Source organism: Streptomyces sp. NRRL S-350, from assembly GCF_000719705.1.
Taxonomy (GTDB): domain Bacteria; phylum Actinomycetota; class Actinomycetes; order Streptomycetales; family Streptomycetaceae; genus Kitasatospora.
Window position 1 is genome coordinate 218,498 of the sequence record NZ_JOHO01000007.1, and the last position, 20,123, is coordinate 238,620.

Below are 20,123 nucleotides of genomic sequence, written 5' to 3' on the forward strand. Positions count from 1 at the left end.
TTCGGCCGGACTCGGTCTCGTGCTGGCCCTGTGCGGTACGAGCCCGCCACCAGCGCGGAACAAATTGCATGCACCAGATCGGTCCATACAATTCCTTGATCTTGGCCAGATGCTAGCATGCACCTGTTGGGTAAACGCAAGTGATTCCTGGGGCGGTAGGTGGAGATCTTCTTCGTCGACGGCGAGCTGGCCCGGTCCTGCAACGACGACGCAATACGCGAGCGCTGCTTCGGCACGGTCGTCGCACCGGTACTGCGGCGGCGCCTGGCGGAGATCGCCTCGGCCGCCCACCTCGCGGAGCTGCGATGTCTGCCGCAGGTGCGGCTGCGCGGGCACGCCGACGGCCGGCTGCTGGTCGCCCTGGGCCCGACCGCCGACCTGCACATGCGCCCTCACGACGACCCACCGCCCATGACCGACGGCCGCCTCGTCGAGTGGGCCGTCCGCTCGCTGCTCGTCACCGCCGTCCAGCTCTCCCCCGCCGCCTGAGCCACCCATCCGTCAACAGCAGAGAGGCACCTCGATGACCCCCGGCGCCGACCCGCTCGCGTACGCGCCCGACTCCGTCCCCCACCCTGGGGAGACCCTCCAGGACACCCTGGACGCACTCGGCATCCCGCAGGCCGACCTCGCCCGCCGCACCGGCCTGTCCACCAAGCACATCAACCAGGTCATCAAGGGCACCGCACCGCTCAGCCCCGACACCGCACTCCTGCTGGAGCGCACCACCGGCGTGCCCGCCTCCATGTGGAACGCGCTGGAAGCCGCCTACCGAACCCAGCAGGCCCGCGAGGAGGAGAGCAAATCGCTCGCCTCACGAGTGGACTGGCTCAGCCACTTCCCCCTCGCCGAGCTCGTGAAGCTCAAGATCCTTCCCAACCGCGAGAAGACCATCGCCAACCTCCTCACGCTCCTGGACTGGTTCGCCGTCGCCGACCCCGACACCGCCGAGGACGTCTGGCGCAACTACCGCACCGCGTTCCGCCGCTCCACCGTCCAGGAGCCCGCCGAACGCACCGCCGCCGAGTACGCGACCGCCGTCTGGCTACGCCTGGCCGAACTCCGCGCACGGGACCTGATCAAGGATTTGGCCCCGCTGCCGTACAGCAAGCACGGACTCACCGCGCTGCTGCCGAAACTGCGTGCCCTGACTCTGACCGACCAGGACACCTGGGCCGAAGAACTCCCCCGGCTGTGCGCCGGGGTCGGCGTGGCGGTGGTCTTCGTCCCGGCACTGCCGAAGACCAAGGTCTCCGGCGCGACCCGTTGGCTCACCCCGGACAAGGTCATGGTGGCGCTCAGCGACCGGTTCAAGCGGGACGACCAGTTCTGGTTCAGCTTCTTCCACGAGCTCGGCCATGTCCTCCTGCACGGCAAACGGCTGACCTTCATGGACGACAGCGACAACCTTCGCTCCGGTACCCAGACGGATCCGGCCGAGGACGAAGCCAACGAGTTCGCTGCCACCACTCTCATCCCCCACAGCCACGCCGCTGGCTACCAGCAACTACGAGGTAGGCCGATGCCGTTCGACCGGATCAAGGCCTTCGCCCGAGATGCCGGGGTCTCCCCCGGCATCGTCGTCGGACGACTGCAGCACGACGGCGCGCTCGCCTGGAGCCACGGCAACGACCTCAAACGCCCCGTGGCACTGGCCTGGCAACCCGCCACCGACTGATCCCCGCACGTCCCCACCAGCCTCTGGAAGGCGTAGTCCGAGCATGCCGCTCCCCCAGAACACGTTCGACCATCCCTCCCTCACCGCAGACACCAACGCGGCACGGTGGGTCGCATGCGACGAGTCCGGATGGGACGGAGAGCAACTCCTCAACGGCAAGCGCCATATGGTCTACGCCTCGGTAGCCATAGATGACGCCAACGCCAGCCCGATCGTGGAGGACCTGCGCAGATCCGTGGGCGCCACCCAAGCCCCCGAGCTGAAGTTCGGCTCCTTCAAGAATCGGCCCCACCGCCTCAAGGCACTCCGCGACCTCTGGGGACCCGGAGGCGCTCTCGACGGCCGATGCTCGGTCTACGTCGTCGACAAGGAGTACTGCGTCGTAGCGAAGGTCATCGACCTGCTCCTCGAAGAGGAGGCCAACTCCGCCGGCACCGACCTGTACGCCAACGGACAGGCGCAGCACATGGCCCGCACCCTGGCGACGCAGGGACGCCGCGCGCTTCGTGAGGCGGGCTTCGCCCGGCTGTTGAAGGCCTTTGTAGCCCTGGCCTCCGCACGGGGGCGGAAGGACCCCGAAGCCGCAGTGGAGCTCTTGTACCAGGAACTGGAGACCGCCTGGGCCGCCTCCACGCGCCGCAACGTCACCGACATCCTCTTCCAACTGCGCAGCACCCGGCTCCACGCCGCCAAGTTCCACGAGGACCACGTGCCGTTCGGCATGCTGGAGATGCTGGTCCCTGCTCTCGGCCAGGTCGCCCGCCACTGGGCGAGCCTGCTGGGACCGATCCACGTCCTCGCCGACGAACAGCGCTCTTTCACCGACCAGGTCTTGGAGTACCTGGGTCCACAGCTGCGCCGCACCTGGGGCGCGACCCCGTCCTCCATCGTCCCCGGCCGCCCGGTCCGCTCCATCGTCCGGGGCGTCTCCACCGCCCATCCCTCAATCCAGCTGGCCGACCTCCTCGCCGGCGCCGCCGTGGCGGCTGTCGGCAACGGCTTGGGCCACCAACACAGCGACGCCGGCGACTATCTATGGCCCTCGATCAGCCCCCTCGTCGACCCGTATGCCCTGCTCCCCTGACTCTGGCACGTGGCCAGGGCCTCCAGTTGCTACGCGCTCAGCACGCAGAGCCGATCCTTGCGCGGAAACTCCGATATGTTCTTTCCTTCTCCCCGCCAGTTCGCGTACACGATCGGCTTAGGCAGCGCCAGCAGGGCTGTCGGCACCGGCAGGTCCATGTCCTGGTCGCGGTGTCGGCGTGCGGCCAACGTCCGACCCGCCCTCCACTCCTGCGGCGCCTTCGCCTCAGCGGGCCGCGAGGCTGGCGAGGATCGCCCGGGTGTCCTTGCCGAGCCGGCCGGGTCGGCGGCCGGTTAGAGGACGCCCCGGACGGTGCGGTCGACGTCGACGACCCGGGTCAGCTGCTTGAGGATCGGCGCCCGCAGCGCGGAAGGTGGGCAGCCGGAGGGCCGCGGCCAGTTCCAGCGCGGCGTCGGACAGCAGCGGGAACGGGATCCTCGCGTGCTCGTCGAACGACTTCGGGTCTTTGTCGCCGCGAGCTACTCGCGGCGCCCAGGCGCAGCAGCTCCAGGGACGGGTCGGGTTAGGGGCCGCCGAGCAAGGCCTTCAGGCCTGCTACCCGGCTTCCTTCGCCCCCACCGGGTCCTCCTCCTGCTGCCGGGAACGCGGGGAAGGCCGGCCGCCTCGATGACGGCGCAGATCCACGGGCGGCATTTACGGAACTCGCTCAGAGCCAACTCCATCCGTCCCTTGACACGAGGGGATACTGGATATTAAAGGCCCTTTCGGATGAGCTCGGCTCTTCACTGTCGGGAACGACCGCGAGAGGTGGTGCCAGCAATGTCGTCCGACCGGTCGAAGTCGCCCGCTTTCTGGCTTCGTACGTTGACGGTTCTCTTTGCGGTGGCGATCTTCGCGATGCTCGTCGATGTCTTCGTCGACAGTGCGTTACGGCACACGCAAAACCTGGCAGCCGCGATCATCGGGGTATTCGGAGCGCTGGTCCTGGCCCTGCTGGCGCTGTCGAGCCCGGGGGCGTTGGAGGAGCTCTCATTCGGACCTTTCAGGGCGAAGTGGCGGCGGGTCAAGAAGCTCGAAGACCAGGTCCAGACACTCCAGTTGGCGCTGCTCAGCCTGCTCACCCGGCACGAGCGTAGCCACTTGCGGAAGTTGGTGCCCGGGAATGAGGACGGACAGGTGCAGTACCGTCCGTCAATGTACCAGGAGTTGGAGCGGCTGCATTATTTGGGCTATGTGGAGCCGCGGCCCGAATCGCCAGGCCTGGTGGGGATGAAGGCGAAGTTCGAGGCAGACCCGGACGCATTGTTCACGCTGTCGGAGTACGTGGTTATTACAGCCGTGGGAACTAAGTACCTGGAGCTGTACCGGAAGTGGACTCCGCCGATCGAGGTTAGCCGGAGAGGGGACGTGAAGATCGGTGGAAAGGACTACGGCCCGGCGGAGAGCTGGGAGGAGATCGTCGAGTTCGCCATGAAGTCGGGCTGGATCGGCGAACCGGACCGCGAGGAGGTGGACTGGGCTCGGAATACGCCGACGAGCCTGCGCAAGCCAGCCGGTCCGCCCGTCCTGATAAGTACCGCAGTCCCGCCGGGTACGGGGGCACTCCCCGGGCCGGATGGCACAGGTTTCCGGGTGTGGGCCCCGAATGCCGGCGCGGTGAGCGTCCTCGGGTCGTTCGACGGTTGGGCCACGTCGTACCCGATGGCCACCGAGGGTGACGGCTGCTGGGCGGTCCTGCTGGCCAAGGCCGGCCCCGGGGATGAGTACAAGTACCTGGTCACCACCCACGACGGCAAGCTGTGGAAGATCGACCCTTACGCACGCAGGCTGACCAGCTCGATCGGAAACGCAGTGATCGAGGCCGACACCTTCGACTGGGGCGAGCAGGAGTGGCGCTCCCCGGGCCAAAACGAACTCGTTATCTACGAACTTCACGTCGGCACCTTCAGCCGCGCCCCTGACGGCATGCCCGGTCGGCTATCCGGGGTAACCGAACGGCTCGACGTACTATCCGAGCTCGGGGTGACTGCCATCGAGTTGATGCCGGTCACCGAGTACGCCGGGGAGGCATCTTGGGGCTATAACCCCGTCACAGCCTTCGCGGTGGCAAACGACTACGGTTCCCCGGACGACCTGAAGACCCTGGTCCGGGAGGCCCACGCGCGCGGCCTGGCAGTGCTATGCGACGTCGTGTACAACCACTTCGGCCCGAACGACCTCGACGCCGGGCTTCGCCGCTTCGATGGCTGGTACGAGAACAACGGCGACGGGATCTACTTCTACAACGACGAACGCCGCGCCACCTGGTGGGGTCCGCGCCCGGACTATGGCAGGCCCGAGGTCCGGCAGTACCTGAAGGACAGCGCACTGCACTGGCTGGAGGAGTACCGCATGGACGGCCTGCGGTGGGACGGCACCGCCTTCATCCGCAGCGTCGGGGGCGGCGCCAGAGCCGGCGCCGACGAGATCCCCGACGGCTGGCGCCTCATGCGCGAGGTCAACGAGGCGATCAAAGCCGCCCAGCCGCAGAAGATCAGCATCGCGGAGGACCTGAAGGACGACGCCGTCCTCACCGCTGACACCCCCGAAGGGGCCGGATTCGATTCCCAGTGGGACGGCCAGTTCGTCCACGTCCTGCGGGAGGCGCTTACCGCCGCCCAGGACGAGGACCGTGACATGGAGCGGGTCTGCAAGGCGATCGAGCACCAGATCGGCCACCGCGCGCTCGCTCGGGTCGTCTACACCGAGTCACACGACGATGTCGACAAGCAGCACCGCCGCCTGCCGGAGGCGATCTGGCCCGGCAATGCCGTGAGTTGGTATGCCAAGAAGCGCTCGACGCTCGGCGCTGCGGCGGTGATGACCGCACCAGGCATACCGATGATCTTCCAGGGGCAGGAGTACCTGGAGGAGATGGCGTTCGACGACCGCACGCCTCTCGACTGGGCCAAGCGGGAGCGCCACTCGGGAATCGTGCACCTCTACCGGGATCTCATCGCCCTGCGGCGAAACCGGACACATACCACTCCCGGCCTGCGGGGCGACCGGGTGGAGGTTTACCACTGCAACGACACCGACAAGGTGCTCGCCTTCCGCCGCTACACGACGGGCGACCCCGAGGACAGCACCGTCGTCGTCCTCAACTTCGGCAACCGCGCCTACGACGGGTACGACATCGGGTTCCCCCGCGAGGGGATCTGGCGCGTGCGGTTCAACAGTGACTTGACAGACTACGACCCGGAGTTCGATAACGCGCCCAGCCCCGACGCCCACGCCCGCCCCGGGAAACGGGACGGGCAACCGTGTACGGGCACGGTCGGCCTGGGAAGATACAGCGCGATCATTCTGTCCCAGGACGCGTGAAGGGCACACAGGAGAAGACTCTGATGCGGAGAGCAGCCTAATCCTCACCTCCAACAACCCTTCGGGAAATACGTCGCTGAGCACCTGGTGGATCCGGCGGCGTGATGATCGTGGACACACCGGCTTCCTGAAGAGGGAGTCCCGTCGGCTGATGTTTACCGGCAGTACTCCGGCACCGATGGCCGCACCGAGACTCCCAAGTCGGAGCTTTCCTCGCGCACTCTGGGAAGCCGGGCCGGACCCCGAGGACCGCACGCTCTGGTTTCCGCAGTCCTGGACCGATGCCGAGTGGACACCCCGGCATCCTAACGAGCCGGTGGCGTCGCGGGACAAGCTGAGCATGGAATACCTCGGCTACGTCGAGCCCGACGGCTACGACCGGGTCGTGTTCCGAGGAGACGTGAAGGCCAACGAGTTCATCGCGTTCTGGCTCAAGGACGGCCGGGTCCTCGCCGGCATGAACATGAACATCTGGGACGTCACCGACCCGATCCGCGGGCGTACAGCCCTCGCCGAGTAGGGAGAAACCGTGTCGCGCGACCCATCCGGCCACTTGACCCCCAGTCGCCCGGCCATAGGCATCGCTGCACGTCAGACAGTAGACAGCCCGCGCTGTTCGTTCGCCGAAAAGCTCCTCAGGGAGGGTGGTGAACGACGCGTGGTCCCCAACAAGTCCCCGCCAAGCAGATCATCCCGTTTCGATGTTGCCGCATCAGAAAGGGGCGGAGCGACCTGGCACTGGCATCCGGGCCGATCAGCGCGTGGTCGGCGCTGCGATGGTGCCGCACCGGGACGATGCGGAGCGACTGCTTGATCAACAGCCCGATCAGCGTGAAGTTGAGCCTGCGATGGTGCCGCACCAGGGAGGTGCGGAGCGATTCCGACAGTGCGGGCTTGAGCTGGATCAGCTCCTCGACGCTGCGATGATGCTGCACCGGGCAGGTACGGAGCGACGCCGACGACCGGTACCAGGCCTCCAGCCCGTCACAGCTCCGATGGTGCCGTACCGAGACAGTCCGGAGCGACGCCGACATTCCGGATTTCTGGGGACCGGGTCGAGCTGCGAGGGTGCCGCACCGGGCTGGTGCGGAGCAACGCGGGTGATCGGGGTGCCGTCGTCGTAGTGGACGCAGCTGTGATGGTGCCGCACCGGAATCGTGCGGAGCGACCGCGCCCCGGCCGATGGTGTGATTCCTCATGCCGAAACTGTGATGGTGCGGATCGGTTCTTCGCCGCCGCCGGGCAGATCGGAGACCGCTTCGCGCTGCGATGGCGCCGCACTGGCGTGGTGCGGAGCGACGACATCGTTCGGCCGGCCGTCGATCGTCATCCGGGCCCTGCGATGGTGCCGCACCGAATTGGTGCGGAGCGACAGCCACATGCCGGTGCCGGCCTCAATCCGGTTCCCGAAGCTGTAATGGTGCGGCACCGGGACGGCGCGGAGCGACGCTGGCGATGAACTCGGGGTTGCCGGAGTGGTTGCCCCGGCGATGGTGCCGCACCGGGTGACGCGGAGCGACGGACTGGTAGCCGCTGAACATAGGCGGGTTGAGCAGCCTGCGATGGTGCCGCACCGCGATGGTGTGGAGCGACCTCTCTGGCACCCCGCAGGTCCGTCTGCAGGTGTTGCTGCGATGGTGCCGCACCTGGGTTGGCGCGGAGCGACCCCGACGGGACGACCTAAGGCGAGATCCAACTCACGGAGCTGTGATGGTGTCGCGCCGAGCTTGTGCGGAGTGATAGGCGGATGCTCATGCTGCTCGACACCAGCAGAACGCTGGGCTGTTGCCAGACAGGTGGTGTGGAGGTGCCGGCGCGCTGGCGGTCGGAGTCGAGTCGGTCGTGGGGCTGCGATGGAGCCTCACCGACGTGATGCAGAGGAACTCGCCTTGTAGGTGCTGTCGACCTCGATAGGCCCGACGCTGTGATGGTGCCGCGCACGTAGGGTGCGGAGGAACGACCACACCGGAAGCCATGGAGCTGAGCCGAAGGGGCTGCGATGGTGCCGCACCTGGCGGGTCGGAGTCGGGGTCCTGACAAGGACGCCTTCGGACTGCGATTTGAGCTTTTCCCCGTGACGCGGACACCCTGACATTTGGATCTTATCGATCCGGGAAGGGAAGTCCAGGTGGGACGTCCGTCGAAGTACTCGGACGAGTTTCGTCGTGATGCCGTCGCGCTGTACCGGGCCTCGGAGGGCCGGCGCACGTTCGCGGCCATCGCGAAAGAGATCGGGGTCAACCATGAGACCCTGCGGAACTGGGTGAGAGCCGCCGATGCCGAGCCGTCGTCGACCCGGGCAAGCACTGAGCGCCGACGAGCGGGCCGAGCTCGCCCGGTTACGCAAGGCCGAGCGCGAATGGCAGGTCGAGAAGGAGATCCTGCGCCGGGCAGCGGCCTATTTCGCGCGGGAGATGAAGTGAGGGCCCGCCGCTGGGACTTCATCTCCGCCCATGCCGCCGAGTTCGGCGTCCAGTGGCTGTGCGAGCTTCTGTGCGTCGCCCGTTCCGGCTACTACGCCTGGCGGGCCGGGCACGTGGCCGGACCGAGCGGGCAGCGAGGTGTGGAGGAGGGCCCGGTCGCCCTGGCCGAGCATGTGCGGCGGGATGCCGCTGCGATGGTGCCGCACCAGGATGGTGTGGAGCGACCGACCCGGCCATTGCGAGGGGCGCAGCTGCTCCGCGCTGTGATGGTGCCGCACCAAGCTGGTGCGGAGCAACTAAGCGGCCAATGGCCTCGCGACCGACGACGCGCTGCTGCGATGGTGCCGCACCGGGTTGGTGCCGAGTGACCGGGGTCGCCTCGCCCTGGATGTTGGCGATCACCCGCCTGTGATGGCGCCGCACCGGGTTGGTGCGGAGCGACCGCGAACCGGAGCACCTGGTCCCCAGTCGCCCCGCGATATCCATCCCCGCACGTCAAACGCTAGACAGCCCGCGCTGTTCGTTCACCGAAAGGCACCTCAGAGACGGTGGTGAACGACGCGTGGTCCCCGACAAGTCCCCACCGATACCCCTTCCACTGCGGCCCTCAGCCACGCTTGGTGGGGAGCCGCGGACAGAGGAGCGGAACTCGGGATACCCAGCCGCAGGTCGTGCTCGCCGATCTCGTAATGGTGCTGCACAGGGATAGTGCGGGGCGACAGGTACGCGGCAAGGACCTTCAACGCCAGGCCCTTGTAGCTGCGATGATGCCGCACCGGGATGGTGCAGAGCGACTGGCGGCGTGCTCCAGCTTCCCGGTTGCCAGGTTGTCGCTGCGATGGTGCCGCACCGGCGAGATGTCGAGGCCGCAACAGATCCTGACTGCGGCTAACAGTCGGCGACGCCTTGGTGACCTCGCTTCTGCCAACTGCGGGAACAATGAAGGATGAACCGAGGTCCAAGCCAACTTCAACCAGCTGCGATGGCGCCGCACCGGGACGGCGCGGAGTGACCTTCCACATCGCGGTCGAGGTTGCAGTCGGTGCCAAGCTGCGATGGAGCCGCACCGAAGTAGTGCGGAGGCACCCCAGACGGCGTCGGACCAGCCGTCGATCAGGGCCGCGCTGCACCGAAGTGGTGCGGAGCAGCCAGGTCCCGGACCCGTGCGCGGCCTGCGCGGACCTGCTGCGATGGCGCCGTGCTGGGAGGGCGCGGAGCAACGACCGAGAGAATAGTCGCCCTGGTCGACCTTCACGGAGTGATGGTGTGACACCGGGAAGGGGTAGAGGGATGTGCCGGCGTCCGAGCCCATGAACGCATGGTCTGCGCTGCGATAGTGCCGCACCGAGATGGTGCGGAGCGCCGCGACCAGGCGTCGGGCATGGTGGGCTGGGCCCCATTCAGCTGCTGTGATGGTGCCGTACCAGGATGGTACGGCACGGCCGGTCGGCGTCTGCTGGTCGTGGACGCAGACCCGCAGCTGCGATGGTGCCGCACCGGAATGGTACGGAGCGACCCATCCGACGCCTGTTCCCGGACGTGTTCCAGCTGATGCTGCGATGGTGCCGCACTGAGGTGGTGCGGAGCGCCGCCAGGCCCGTGGACGGCAGCCATCCGTAGGTGCCGCTGCGATGCTGCCGCACCGGAAGGGTACGGAGGGAGGGGAGAACGAGGACATCTCCCGCCTGACGCGGACGGTGCTGTGATGGTGACGCACCAGAATGGTGCGGAGCGACGACGGGATGAGCTTGGACGAGAGCATCTCGCTGAACACGCTGCGATAGTGCCGCACTGCGCCGGTGCGGAGCGACGCCCATCGTCTGCTCGCGCAGCCGGCCCGGCAGGAAGATTCGATAATGCTGCACCAGGGTGGTGCCGAGCGACCCGCCAAAGGAAGTAGCCGCGGTGGTCCAGCGGGAAGTGCTGCGACCATGAAGCACCGACAAGATGCAGAGGGACACTGCCGTCCTGGCGGTTCGCTGGTTCCAGCACTGGATGCTGCGATGGTGCCGCATCGGGATGGTGCGGGCGACAATCTGCCCCTTGAGGGTGGCGGCCTCGCTTGCGGAGCTGCGATGGTGCCGCACCGAAGGGGTGCGGAGGAACGACCGCAAGACGTTCATGGAGGCCGTGGTCTCCGAGCTGCGACGGTGCCACACCCGGGCAGTGGCGAAGGGACATCCCGGCTGACCGCGGTTTTCGTGTCGCTCGTACAGCAGCGATTTTGCCGCACCAGAACGATGCGCAAAGGTTTTTGATCACTGTCGAGGCCAGGCTACCCCCGTGGAGCTGCGATGGTGCCGCACCGGGACGGTGCGGCGTGACGTGCACACCCCCATTGCCGGCACGTCCGACGCGCGGCTGCGATGGGGCCGCACTGGGATGGTGCGGAGCAGTTCGCCGCCGATGGGGCCCTTGCTGCCCCAAAGAACGCTGCGATGGTGCCCCACCGGGGTGATGCGGGTGGGGCCGTATGCCTGCCCGTACATGGCGGCGAGCATGGCCGTGCTGCGATGGCGCTGCACCAAAGAGGTTCGGAGGAAGGTCCGGCAGCTACTCCCCAATCAAGGCGACCCTGCCCCCACGATGGTGCCGCACCGGAAGGGTGCGGAGAGGCCCACGGCTGCCAGCGGCCATCCAGGCCATCATGCATCTCCGATAGAGCCACACCTGCACGGCGTGAAGGGATCACCGGGCGATTCAGCTGTCGCCCACCCAACGTCCAACTGCGATGGTGCCGCACCCGGATTGTGCGGAGCGGCTTGGTCGATGAGCTGGACGGCGTCCTGACGAAGACGCTGCGATGGTGCCACACCGGGATTGTGCGAAGTGACCAGGCGTGCGGCGACATTATCGACATCTACTACGCAATGCTGTGATGTTGCCGCACGGGGATGGTGCGGAGGGGCCGTCTGGACCCAGCCCAACGCCACGAACCTCAAGGGACTGCGCTGGTGCCGCACTGGGATGGTGCAGATCGCCGAAGGTGGCCTGCACATGGAGAATCGCATCATCCAGGCTGCGATGGTGCCGCACCGGGACGGTGCGAAGCGATCCCCGGCAACTATCTGACCTCGGCGCTGTGGAACGCGCTGCGATGGAGCCGCACTGGGCTGGCGCGGAGCAACAACTCGGCTTCCGTCATCGTGGCCGCGTACGAATCGCTGCAATGGTGCCGCACCACGATGGTGCGGAGCGATTGGGGTTTGAGCCGCTGGTTTAGCGGTTCGGGGAGCCTGTTGCCGTGTCTGCTGGTGCCTTCTTCGAGGCAATTCCGACTTGTTGCTTCGGTGTGGTGGGGTGTTTTCGTGTGTGCTTGTGGTTCCGAAGTCGTGTTCGGCCGGGGTCTCGTTCTGCGTGTTGGCACTGTGGAGTTGTCAAGGAGCGGGCGTTGGAGGGGCGGCCGGGGGTGAGGTTCAGGGCCAGAGGTGGCGGCTGGCGGCGAGGGGGCCATTGGATTGCTTGAGGCCGGTTCGGGGTGCGGTGTAGAGGGCGGTGACGCCGAGGCTGGACAGCATTCTGGCATTGCGGTTCGTGCCGGGTTCGGTGGCGCGAACGGCGGGGTGTTCGAGCAGGACGGTCACGTCGGTGGTGGTGAGCGGTGGTGTCCAGGCGGGCCAGTGTAGGGCGCCGCGGCTGTCGGTGGTGTCCCAGCTGGTGGCGGCTTGGGTGCGGCCGGTGGCGGTGAGGCGGAAGGTGGCGAGGGCGTGGAGGGCGAGCCAGGTGGGGCCGGGGGCTCCGCGTTGGTAGGCCTTGCCCTCGGAGTTGGTGTGGGCGTCGCCGAGGGATCGGTGGTCGAAGTTGGCGGAGGCGTAGTCGGGGACGCGGCGCCAGCCGTCCAGGGCCGAGCGGATCTGTCGCGGGTCCTTGTGGCAGCCGAGGACGGCTTTCTGCATCAGGCCGGTGATGGTCATCTGGCCGGCGGCGGCGATCAGCGGGGTGACGGGGGTACGCCGCACCGTGGCGGGTCCTGGCTCTTCCGTGGGCTCTGGGTCGTTCTTGCCGGTCTTGGGTGTGGTGTCTTCGAAGCACATGACGTTGGTCAGGGAGGCGAACCAGCGGGCTCGTCGGTCGCCCGTCACGCGTTCGGACTGGGCGAGTTCGCGCAGCGTCTGGTGGGCGGTGTCGACGCGCATGCGCAGGGCTTCGTTGGGGGCGGTGGCGTCCTCACGTGGTCGGGTCAGGAGTCCGGGAGCGTGCGGGAAGGAGTCCCTGACTTCAGCCTCCATGCCGACTGCATTGGCGTCTTCGCCTTCCCCGTCCTCCGTCTCGGCGCTGTCCGCGGGCTCCCCGGTTCCGCGGGCTGTCTTGGCGGGCTTGGGCGGGAGGTGGCTGGTGAGGAGCTCGGTGAGAGTGTCGAGGGTGAGGGGTTGGTCGGTGGTGAGGGCTGCTGCGCCGGCCGGGCCTTTCCAGTGGAGTAGGGGCTCAGTGGGCAGGGCGGCGGTGGTGAGTTCGAGGATGCCGAGGGCGGCGAGGAAGCCGAGCGGGTCGTCGGAGCGCAGGGCGGGGAGTTCGAGCTGGTGCATGGTCAGTTGCCCTCTTCGGAGCAGGCGATGTCGGCGAGGCGCAGGACCGTCTCGAGGAGGGCCAGGCCCCAGAAGCCGTAGCGCCGGTTGAGGGCGCGGAAGCGGCGTGGGCCGTTCCAGTCCGTGCCGATCACGGTGCTGGAGACGGTTACGGTGGTGTCGTCGGGCATGGTGCACTCGACGAGGACGGGCTCGGGGTCGGAGAATGCGGGCAGCATCGGGCGGGCGTAGCCGTGGTGGGCGGCGACGAGGTGGGTGACGAGGTCGTGGTCGAGGCCTTGGGCGGTGGCGGGGTCGGTGGCGAGCCAGGTGTGGACGGCGGCGGCGCTGAGGGCTTCGTGGCGCAGGTCCTTGGACCAGTTGGCCAGGCGGGCGGCGCGTCGGCGAGTGGCGCGGTCGGCGGGGTCCATGCCGGACTTGGCGAGGGGTTCGGGCAGTGATTCGGCGAGCAGGCGGTCGCCGGAGCAGAGCATGCACTGGAACCGCGGGTGGTGCTTTCCGCAGTCGTGGGCCCGGGCCGCCAGCACGACGGCGTCGACTAGGTCGTCGGGCAGGCCGATGGCCCGGCCGTAGTGGCGGGCGCGTTCGCCGACGGCCTGGTGGTGGTGCGTGAGGGTGACGGTGCGGGTGAGGCTGCTGCTGTCCGGGTCCTCGTCGTCGATGGCGAGCCGGTAGCGGTCGGCGTCGATGATCCGCGGCGGGACGAGGACGATTCGGCCCGGACCACCGTGGTCGATCAGTACCACCCCGGCCGCAGCCGACCGTCCGGTACGCCACTCGGCGACCTCAAGCAGGGCTTCCAGGCGCCGGCGCAGCAGGGGGGTGTGTCTGGCGGGGACGTTAGGTGGGGTGTCGGTGGGCAGGGCAGCGAGCAGCCGGGTGATCGCGGTGCGGACCGCGTCGGTCGTGCTCACGGCGTCCGGGTCGCCGGGGTCTGCGGTGAGATCGGCGCGAGCTTGCTTGATGATCGGGGTGAACCGCTCGGGGGCGGCGCTGGTGGTGCTGGCCAGGACGGCAGGATCGAGGCGTAGCGGGGTGCGGGTGTTGTCGGTGGGGTGGTCGCCGAGGTCGGGGACGGGGGTGTCGGGGTTGGCGGTCCAGCCGTAGGCGTCGTGGCCGCCAGCGGTGGTGGGCAGGACGAGGGTGGCGCCGGGTTTCAGGTCCCAGACGGTGCGCGGAGTGGTCCAGGTGCCGTCGGTCTCACGTTGGAGGGCGGTGGTGCGCAGGCGGATGGGTGGGTTGCGGAGGTCGGGGGTGGTGTCGGCGTCGGGGCCTTCGAGGTCGCTGGTGTCGGGGGTCGCGCGGGGTTGGGTGAGGAAGCGGCGTACCGCGGCGAGGGGCAAGGCTAGGGTTTCGGCGGTATGGACGGGGGTGGTGCGGATGTGTTCGGCGAGGGCCTCGGGGTCGGTGGTGTCGGTGGAGAGGTCGGCGCGCCACAGGAGTTGGACTTCGGGCTCGCCGGTATCGAGGCCGTGGAGGAAGGGGGCGGGGGATTCGTCGGGGACGGGGATGGGGCTGGTACGGGCGAAGGCGCCCAGGCGTACCTGCTCGACCGGGGGGATGTGTTCGCCGGCGCGGGTGAGCGGTGCGGTGTCGGTGCCGTCCAGCAGGCCGGGCAGGGTGGCGGGGTTGAGGACCAGGCCGTCGAGGAGGTGGGGAGTCAGCTCGGCAGGATCCTGGGTGCCGTGGGTGGGGGCGTGCTGGGTGAGCCACTGCCAGGTGTGGGCGGCGGCCGGACCGTAGACGGGGATGCGGTCTTGGTCCTCAGGGTTGTGGGTGCGTACGAGGATCGCGGGGACGGGGCCGAGTTCGCCGCGGCGGTCGAGGCGTCCGAGGCGCTGCAGTGCGGACGCCCAGTCGCCGCATTCGCTGACCATCGCCCCGAAGGTGCAGTCGATTCCCACTTCGAGGGTCTGGGTACTGATCACGACGAGGGGGCGTTCGCGGTCCGGGTCGATGCCGGTAAGGAGTTCGGCCAGCGGGCCGGTGACGAGCAGGTCGCGCTCCGCGGGCCGGCAGCGGCCGGTCAGCAGCAACACGTCCACGTCGGTGCGCCGGGCCAGCGCTTCGTGGGCGGCGCGGGCATGGGTGATGGTGTTGGCGATCACCGCGACCGCGGGCAGCCGCAGGAGGGGCAGGACGGCGTCCAGGCCAGTCTCGGCCGCGAGGGCGAACGCCTCCGCGGACTTCTTGGACCAGTCGCTGGCGTCCAACAGCGTCACGTGGCGCTTGGCCGCGATCCGGCGCCCGGCGATCGGGTGGTTGCGGTCGGCTTCGCCGATGCCCAGGCGGGAACGGCCGCTGGTGGCACTGGTCGCAGACAGGCTCACCACCCGAAGCGCCCGTGCGGCCAACTCCCCGCGCACCGCTGTCTGCTGGTACAGCGCGGTGTCGGCGGCGGTCGCGAACAGGGCCTTCGACAGATGGGCCTCATCCAGGGTGAGCAGGGCGTCGAGTCCGGTCAGGGCGGCGTCGATCGGAGCCCGCTGGGGGGAGGTGTGGTAGCCGCGGAACAGCAGGCGGCTGCCGTACTGGTCCACAGTCGAGGTCACCACCAGCGGCTGGGCCGGGCTGCGCACCCAGTTGGACTCCCAGCGGGTGCCGCCGCGCATCCGTACCACCTCCAACGGCAACGCTCCGCCGCCGAGGTCTCGAAGCGATGCGGCGACCTTCGCCCGCACCGAACCGGCTGGCGCGCCGGCGAGTGCCGTAGCCAGTTCTGTGGAGCGTTGGTGAGCCTGGTCGACCACCAGGCGCCGGTCGACGCAGAAGAACAGCCTCAGCGGCACCTTCCGGTGCACGCGCCCCAGCCCGCGGGCGTGTTCCCAGGCGAGGAGGAAGAGCCAGATATCGATGAAGGTCGTCTTGCCCAGTGCGGTGGGGACATCAAGGTCCGGCCAGTCCGCGCTGCCCGCCACGGCATCCAGGTAGGCACTCTGCCAGGGGAACGGCGCCCAGCCCTCGCACCCGTCGCACGCCGCGGTCGTGGCGCCATCGGGGCAGTGGGTGTGGTGGTGGACCTCCCGGAAGAACTCGGGGAACTCGGCCATCTCGATCGCCGGCGGCCACTCGGTGCCCGTCACTGGTTGTCCTCCTGAAAGTGCGGCTCCGGGCGGCACAAGCCCAGGCCGAAGTTCTTCTTGCTGCCCAGCACCACTGGCCCCGCCACTGTGACCGGGAACGTCAAGCGCACGTGGCAGCTCGGCAGTGGCCGCTCACCGTCCTTGCGGCGTACCGGGAACCGGTCCGCGTCCCGCGCACCGGGCACGAGCCCGCTGCGCGGGCTCACCTGAACCCACACGGGTTCGGGCAGCCCCGCCGCGACGCAGCTGGCCGCGACCGACTCCGCCCACGCGGCCTCCTCGTACTTCTTGGGGAAGCGGTCGAGGACCATCGGCAGCACCGTGGCCCACATCGTCGAGGGCCCCTGCCAGGCCCAGGGCTGGACGGTCAGCGGCCACGAGTCCTGGTCGGCGGGACTGACCCGCTCCAGGTCCAGCGGTTCCCCGTCCGCCAACCGGATTCGGCGCAGCCCTCCGTCGTGGTGGAGCAGCGCGTCGAGCAGAGCCTTGCGGTGGTGTTTCGGCATCTCGCGGGGCAGGGCGATGCCCAGGCCGAGCAGCCGACCGTCGGCGTGGCGGTGGCCGGCGAACGGAAGCGCGAGGTAGACCACCGGCCGCGGGTCATCGGGGCTGCTTTTGTGGCCGTGGACGGTGGTCATCGCCGGGACGTCGTGGCCCATCGCCTCCAGGGTGCTCATCACCGCCCCCCGCAGCCGGCCGGTCAGCTCCAGCGTCCACCGCGGGTCCAGCGCCACGCCTGGGGCGAACGAGAACGTCAGCAGGTCACCGAACGGCCCCTCCGCCACCGCAGCCTCGTCCCGGTCGGCGTGGTCGGGGTGGAGGTAGTGGTGGGTGACCGCCTGGCTCCAAGACGGGCGCTGCTCCTCGAACGCCTCCTCCAGCCAGGCCAGGTAACCGCGGTAGGGGATCCGGATCGGCCGCGAGCCCTTCGGGTACTCCCCATTGGCGGCAGGCCTCCAGCGCTGCCGCCCCCCGTGCTCGTCACCGGGCTCGTCAGGGCCGCACCAGGCATCCAGCAGCCCGGCCCCGGTCGAGCGACCGAAGTACGGCACCCGGCGCACCAGTTCCTTCAGCACCGGGGCGAGCTCCTCCCCCGGCTCCGCAGCCCAGCTGAACACCATACGCGTACCGGACAGCGTCTTCTGTGCCCAGGTGCGCGGCACGCCGCCGGCGGTGCGTCCCGGCAGCAGGCCGTGGGTCACTTTCTTCGGGTCCACGATGTTGGTCACCACCCACGCCGCGCGCGGGTGGTCCGCTTCCATTGGCCTGGCCGGCACCGTGACCACGGGCGGTTCCTGCGCCTCCAGCCAAGTCAGCGCCATCCGGTGCGCGGTGTCCTTGAGGTCGGCGTGGCCGACCAGCGCGCAGAACAGGCGGGCCGGGTGGGGCGGCCACTCCGCGCGCTCGCCGTCCATGGCGGTCGCCTGGTAGAGCGGCTCCAGCAGCTCCACCGAGATGTGGAAAGGCATGACGCTCTACTCGCCTTCCGCCTCGCCGATGCCCTCCAGGCGGAAGGAGCGCTCAATCGCCTGCTGCACCTGCGCGTTGGGTCGCAGCCGCACCGGCTCCTTCGACCACTTGAGGCCCGCCTCCTCGGCCCGCGAGCGCGCGAGCTCGAACAGCTCCAGCGCCTGCGCTGCCGTGTCCAGCTCCAGCGGCTCCGTCACCGCCATACCCTCGCGCCCGCGGCCGACCCACTCGATCCGCTCCGACACCAGCAGCAGGTCGCACCCCGACCGCAGCCGCACCGCCGACGCCGCGAACGCCAGCCTGTCTCCCAGCAGCGCCAGCGCCCCCAGCAGAGCCCTCGCCGCCCGCACATACTCCTTCGGCGCATCACCGAAGCGCAGCGCCCGCAGGCCCGCCATGGCCAGCGTCGCGTTCCGCTCGATCGCCTGCACCGTCACCCCGCCCATCCCGGAGACCGGCGGGATCATGCCGTGCCCGACCGCCGACGCCTTGAGCGTCTTCCCCTTGCCCTTCTTCCCAGCACCGTCGACCGGCCGCCAGCCGTCGGCGGTCAGCTCCACGTTGTCTCCGGGGAAGTTCCACTTGTCGAAACGCCCCGCCGCCCTCACCCCGGACAGCGGATGCAAGCCCACCAGCTCTGAGGTGTAGGTGCGCGGCACCTTCAACTGCACGCGCCGCTTGCGGTGCGAATCCCAGATCCCGAACACCAGGTCCGACGGCACCCATTCCAGGAAAGCCCGCACATCCCCCGTCCCCGTTTCACACAGCGCACGGCCCCTGTCCGTCTCGTCGAACCTCACACCGGACTCGTCCAGCGCGTCCCGGAAGTAAGCGTCGCGGGAACGGTGCGGCGCATCCAGGTTCGTCATCCGAAGGCCCCGGCCTTCCGCGAACACGTGCAGCGCCAGATGCGGCACCACCACATCACCAAGATCGACAGCCTCCAACAGGGCCGTCTCACAGCGGTTCGCCTGCGACTGCCGCTGGTCCAAAAGGACCACCCTCGCGCGTTCCCCACCGACCCACCGGTACTCAAACAATTGGCCCGGTCCGTCGACCTCCCTCTCCTTACCCGTCGCCGGGTCCTTGATCATCTGCTTGACCTTCACGGTCGGCGGCGCCACCGGCGCCCCCACACCGGCCACCGGCTCGTACTGGGCCGTAACCCTGATCGCACCGTCCACCGAAAGCCCGCTCGCCGCCTCGGCCAGCCGCTCGTACAACGCCTCCATGAAACCCTCCTCGGGGAGAAACCTCTCGGACAGTCCGCATCGAAGCAGCCCCCACCGACAGCCATCATCCATTCGAGTGAATAGGCGTCAATTCTCTTCCGGGAAGACGGGTGGACGGGATACTGCGGCACTCACTTCGAGCTGGGGCTGTGTTTGTCTAAGTCATACCGAGAGCCCTTCTTCGGCAGCACTTGCATTCGCAATCAAGCGCTCTCGGATGCACACAGCCTCAAGTCCCCCGAGTCTCACGTGCGCTCAGGGACGGGCACTCGTCGACAGGGCTCCGACGAGCTGGCTTGCGTCGCCACGAAGGGGGTGTCTGTCGGTCACGGCGCAGCGCTCTCGTTGTGCCGCCAATGCAACCCCCGCGCTTCCGGCAGACGACGCCTAAACCCGACGCTTCCTGAGTCGAAACTTCACAGATCGCCGTCGGCGTCGCAGGGCACGGGTAGTTGGCACCCAGCACTGCGACACCGAACGACTCAACAGTGCCGCTGCCATCAACTGACGCGGAGAGGACCCACATCGGGGCCTGGTCCACGCCCCTCCAGGTCACCCTTCAATGGTGCCGATGACACGCCTTTCGGCCGAGCCTTCGGAGACACCCGACTATAGCCGTCACGAACGGATGAACGTTCTCAAGCCTTCCAGCCATCACCGCTTCGAGCTAATTGCCAGCAGAGCGGGAATTCGTCTGTGGACTAGCCGTCTACGAGCCTCACCAGTCTCTCCATTGCCCTTCGGGCCCTCGACCCCCGATGTGCTCTACTCCTCACCATGTCACCAACACGACCTAGACAGAGAGCCCGTTACCCAACGTGTCGTCACACGGTCCTGTACTTTCTCCTCTGTCGCCCAAAGCGGCTCCTCTGCTCCCAGCACACAGTCCAGCTCGGGGCCAACTACCCCGAGTTTTTTGAAGATGAGGAGCACATGATGGGAAGCAAACGGCTCGGACAGTGGCTTCGGTGCAACGCCAGCGTCATCGCGGCACTGGCAGCTGTGGCGGGGGTGATCACCGCAGCACTTAAGTAGCTGCGCAGAACAGAAAGGAGGTACCCATGCGTAACTGAGGCCCCGGCCACCGCAAATGGCCGGGGCCTCAGCCCATGCACACAGCCAGGGCCGTGTACGTGGGCAGCACGGTACCGCACGCTAGCCAACGAGGCTTGACTGCCTGAGCCAAACAACGGTCCTACCGGGTCTAGACGAGTAGTTCCGAAGTCGGTCAGTGGTCGTAGGCGATCAGCGAGCGGGTGATGGGTCGGCCGGTGGTCCGGTTGTGCCAGATCGCGCAGGTCAT

10 protein-coding genes and 3 pseudogenes are annotated in these 20,123 nt (G+C 68.3%); 6 read left to right on the top strand and 7 right to left on the bottom strand.

Annotated features, from left to right (window positions below; translation table 11 throughout):
• Window positions 1-159 precede the first annotated feature (159 nt).
• Genes IF30_RS46485 through IF30_RS46490 form a run of 3 tightly spaced genes read left to right on the top strand, consistent with a single transcriptional unit; the run spans window position 160 to window position 2,762 of the window.
• The gene (locus IF30_RS46485) at window positions 160-489 is read left to right on the top strand and encodes a hypothetical protein (protein ID WP_030235001.1); all 330 of its coding nucleotides are present in this window, start codon (window positions 160-162) and stop codon (window positions 487-489) included.
• 34 nt (window positions 490-523) lie between these two features.
• Entirely contained in the window at window positions 524-1,678 is a 1,155-nt protein-coding gene (locus IF30_RS0109975; protein WP_030235004.1) for a HigA family addiction module antitoxin, read from the top strand.
• 43 nt (window positions 1,679-1,721) lie between these two features.
• Complete coding sequence (locus IF30_RS46490; RefSeq protein ID WP_158834897.1) at window positions 1,722-2,762, top strand: DUF3800 domain-containing protein; 1,041 nt, start codon at window positions 1,722-1,724, stop codon at window positions 2,760-2,762.
• A gap of 293 nt (window positions 2,763-3,055) precedes the next feature.
• Here the strand turns inward: IF30_RS46490 and IF30_RS49180 are convergent.
• Window positions 3,056-3,218, bottom strand: a pseudogene (locus IF30_RS49180) (HxlR family transcriptional regulator); the annotation flags it as partial.
• Window positions 3,219-3,542: 324 nt separating this feature from the next.
• Between IF30_RS49180 and IF30_RS0109985 the strand changes: the two are divergent.
• Together IF30_RS0109985 and IF30_RS0109990 are read left to right on the top strand one after the other, a co-directional pair.
• Complete coding sequence (locus IF30_RS0109985) at window positions 3,543-6,086, top strand: alpha-amylase family glycosyl hydrolase (RefSeq protein WP_234322653.1); 2,544 nt, start codon at window positions 3,543-3,545, stop codon at window positions 6,084-6,086.
• A gap of 334 nt (window positions 6,087-6,420) precedes the next feature.
• Window positions 6,421-6,606 (top strand): annotated as a pseudogene (locus IF30_RS0109990) (oxidoreductase C-terminal domain-containing protein); the annotation flags it as partial.
• 115 nt (window positions 6,607-6,721) lie between these two features.
• On the opposite strand, the gene IF30_RS0109995 reads toward IF30_RS0109990, so the two are convergent.
• Both IF30_RS0109995 and IF30_RS50175 read right to left on the bottom strand, forming a co-directional pair.
• The gene (locus IF30_RS0109995) at window positions 6,722-7,120 is read right to left on the bottom strand and encodes a hypothetical protein (RefSeq protein ID WP_030235016.1); all 399 of its coding nucleotides are present in this window, start codon (window positions 7,118-7,120) and stop codon (window positions 6,722-6,724) included.
• Between the two features lie 161 nt (window positions 7,121-7,281).
• Window positions 7,282-7,416: a hypothetical protein gene (locus IF30_RS50175; RefSeq protein WP_267884522.1), complete on the bottom strand. Its 135-nt coding sequence runs from the start codon at window positions 7,414-7,416 to the stop codon at window positions 7,282-7,284.
• 798 nt (window positions 7,417-8,214) lie between these two features.
• Between IF30_RS50175 and IF30_RS50770 the strand changes: the two are divergent.
• Window positions 8,215-8,604: pseudogene (locus IF30_RS50770) on the top strand (transposase); the annotation flags it as partial.
• Window positions 8,605-11,925: 3,321 nt separating this feature from the next.
• Here IF30_RS50770 and IF30_RS41250 read toward each other — a convergent pair.
• Genes IF30_RS41250 through cas7g form a run of 4 tightly spaced genes read right to left on the bottom strand, consistent with a single transcriptional unit; the run spans window position 11,926 to window position 18,820 of the window.
• Window positions 11,926-13,035, bottom strand: a complete 1,110-nt coding sequence (locus IF30_RS41250; RefSeq protein WP_051709652.1) for a hypothetical protein — start codon at window positions 13,033-13,035, stop codon at window positions 11,926-11,928.
• Between the two features lie 2 nt (window positions 13,036-13,037).
• Window positions 13,038-16,118 carry a type I-U CRISPR-associated helicase/endonuclease Cas3 gene (gene cas3g, locus IF30_RS0110025; RefSeq protein WP_051709655.1) on the bottom strand — a complete coding sequence of 1,027 codons (3,081 nt, stop codon included), beginning with the start codon at window positions 16,116-16,118 and terminating at the stop codon, window positions 13,038-13,040.
• Window positions 16,115-17,587 (bottom strand): type I-U CRISPR-associated protein Csb2, encoded by a 1,473-nt coding sequence (csb2, locus tag IF30_RS0110030; protein ID WP_030235030.1) that lies wholly within the window; start codon window positions 17,585-17,587, stop codon window positions 16,115-16,117. The genes cas3g and csb2 overlap by 4 nt, the downstream gene beginning before the upstream one ends.
• 6 nt (window positions 17,588-17,593) lie before the next feature.
• Window positions 17,594-18,820, bottom strand: a complete 1,227-nt coding sequence (gene cas7g, locus IF30_RS0110035) for a type I-U CRISPR-associated RAMP protein Csb1/Cas7u (RefSeq protein WP_030235032.1) — start codon at window positions 18,818-18,820, stop codon at window positions 17,594-17,596.
• Window positions 18,821-20,123: the final 1,303 nt, after the last annotated feature.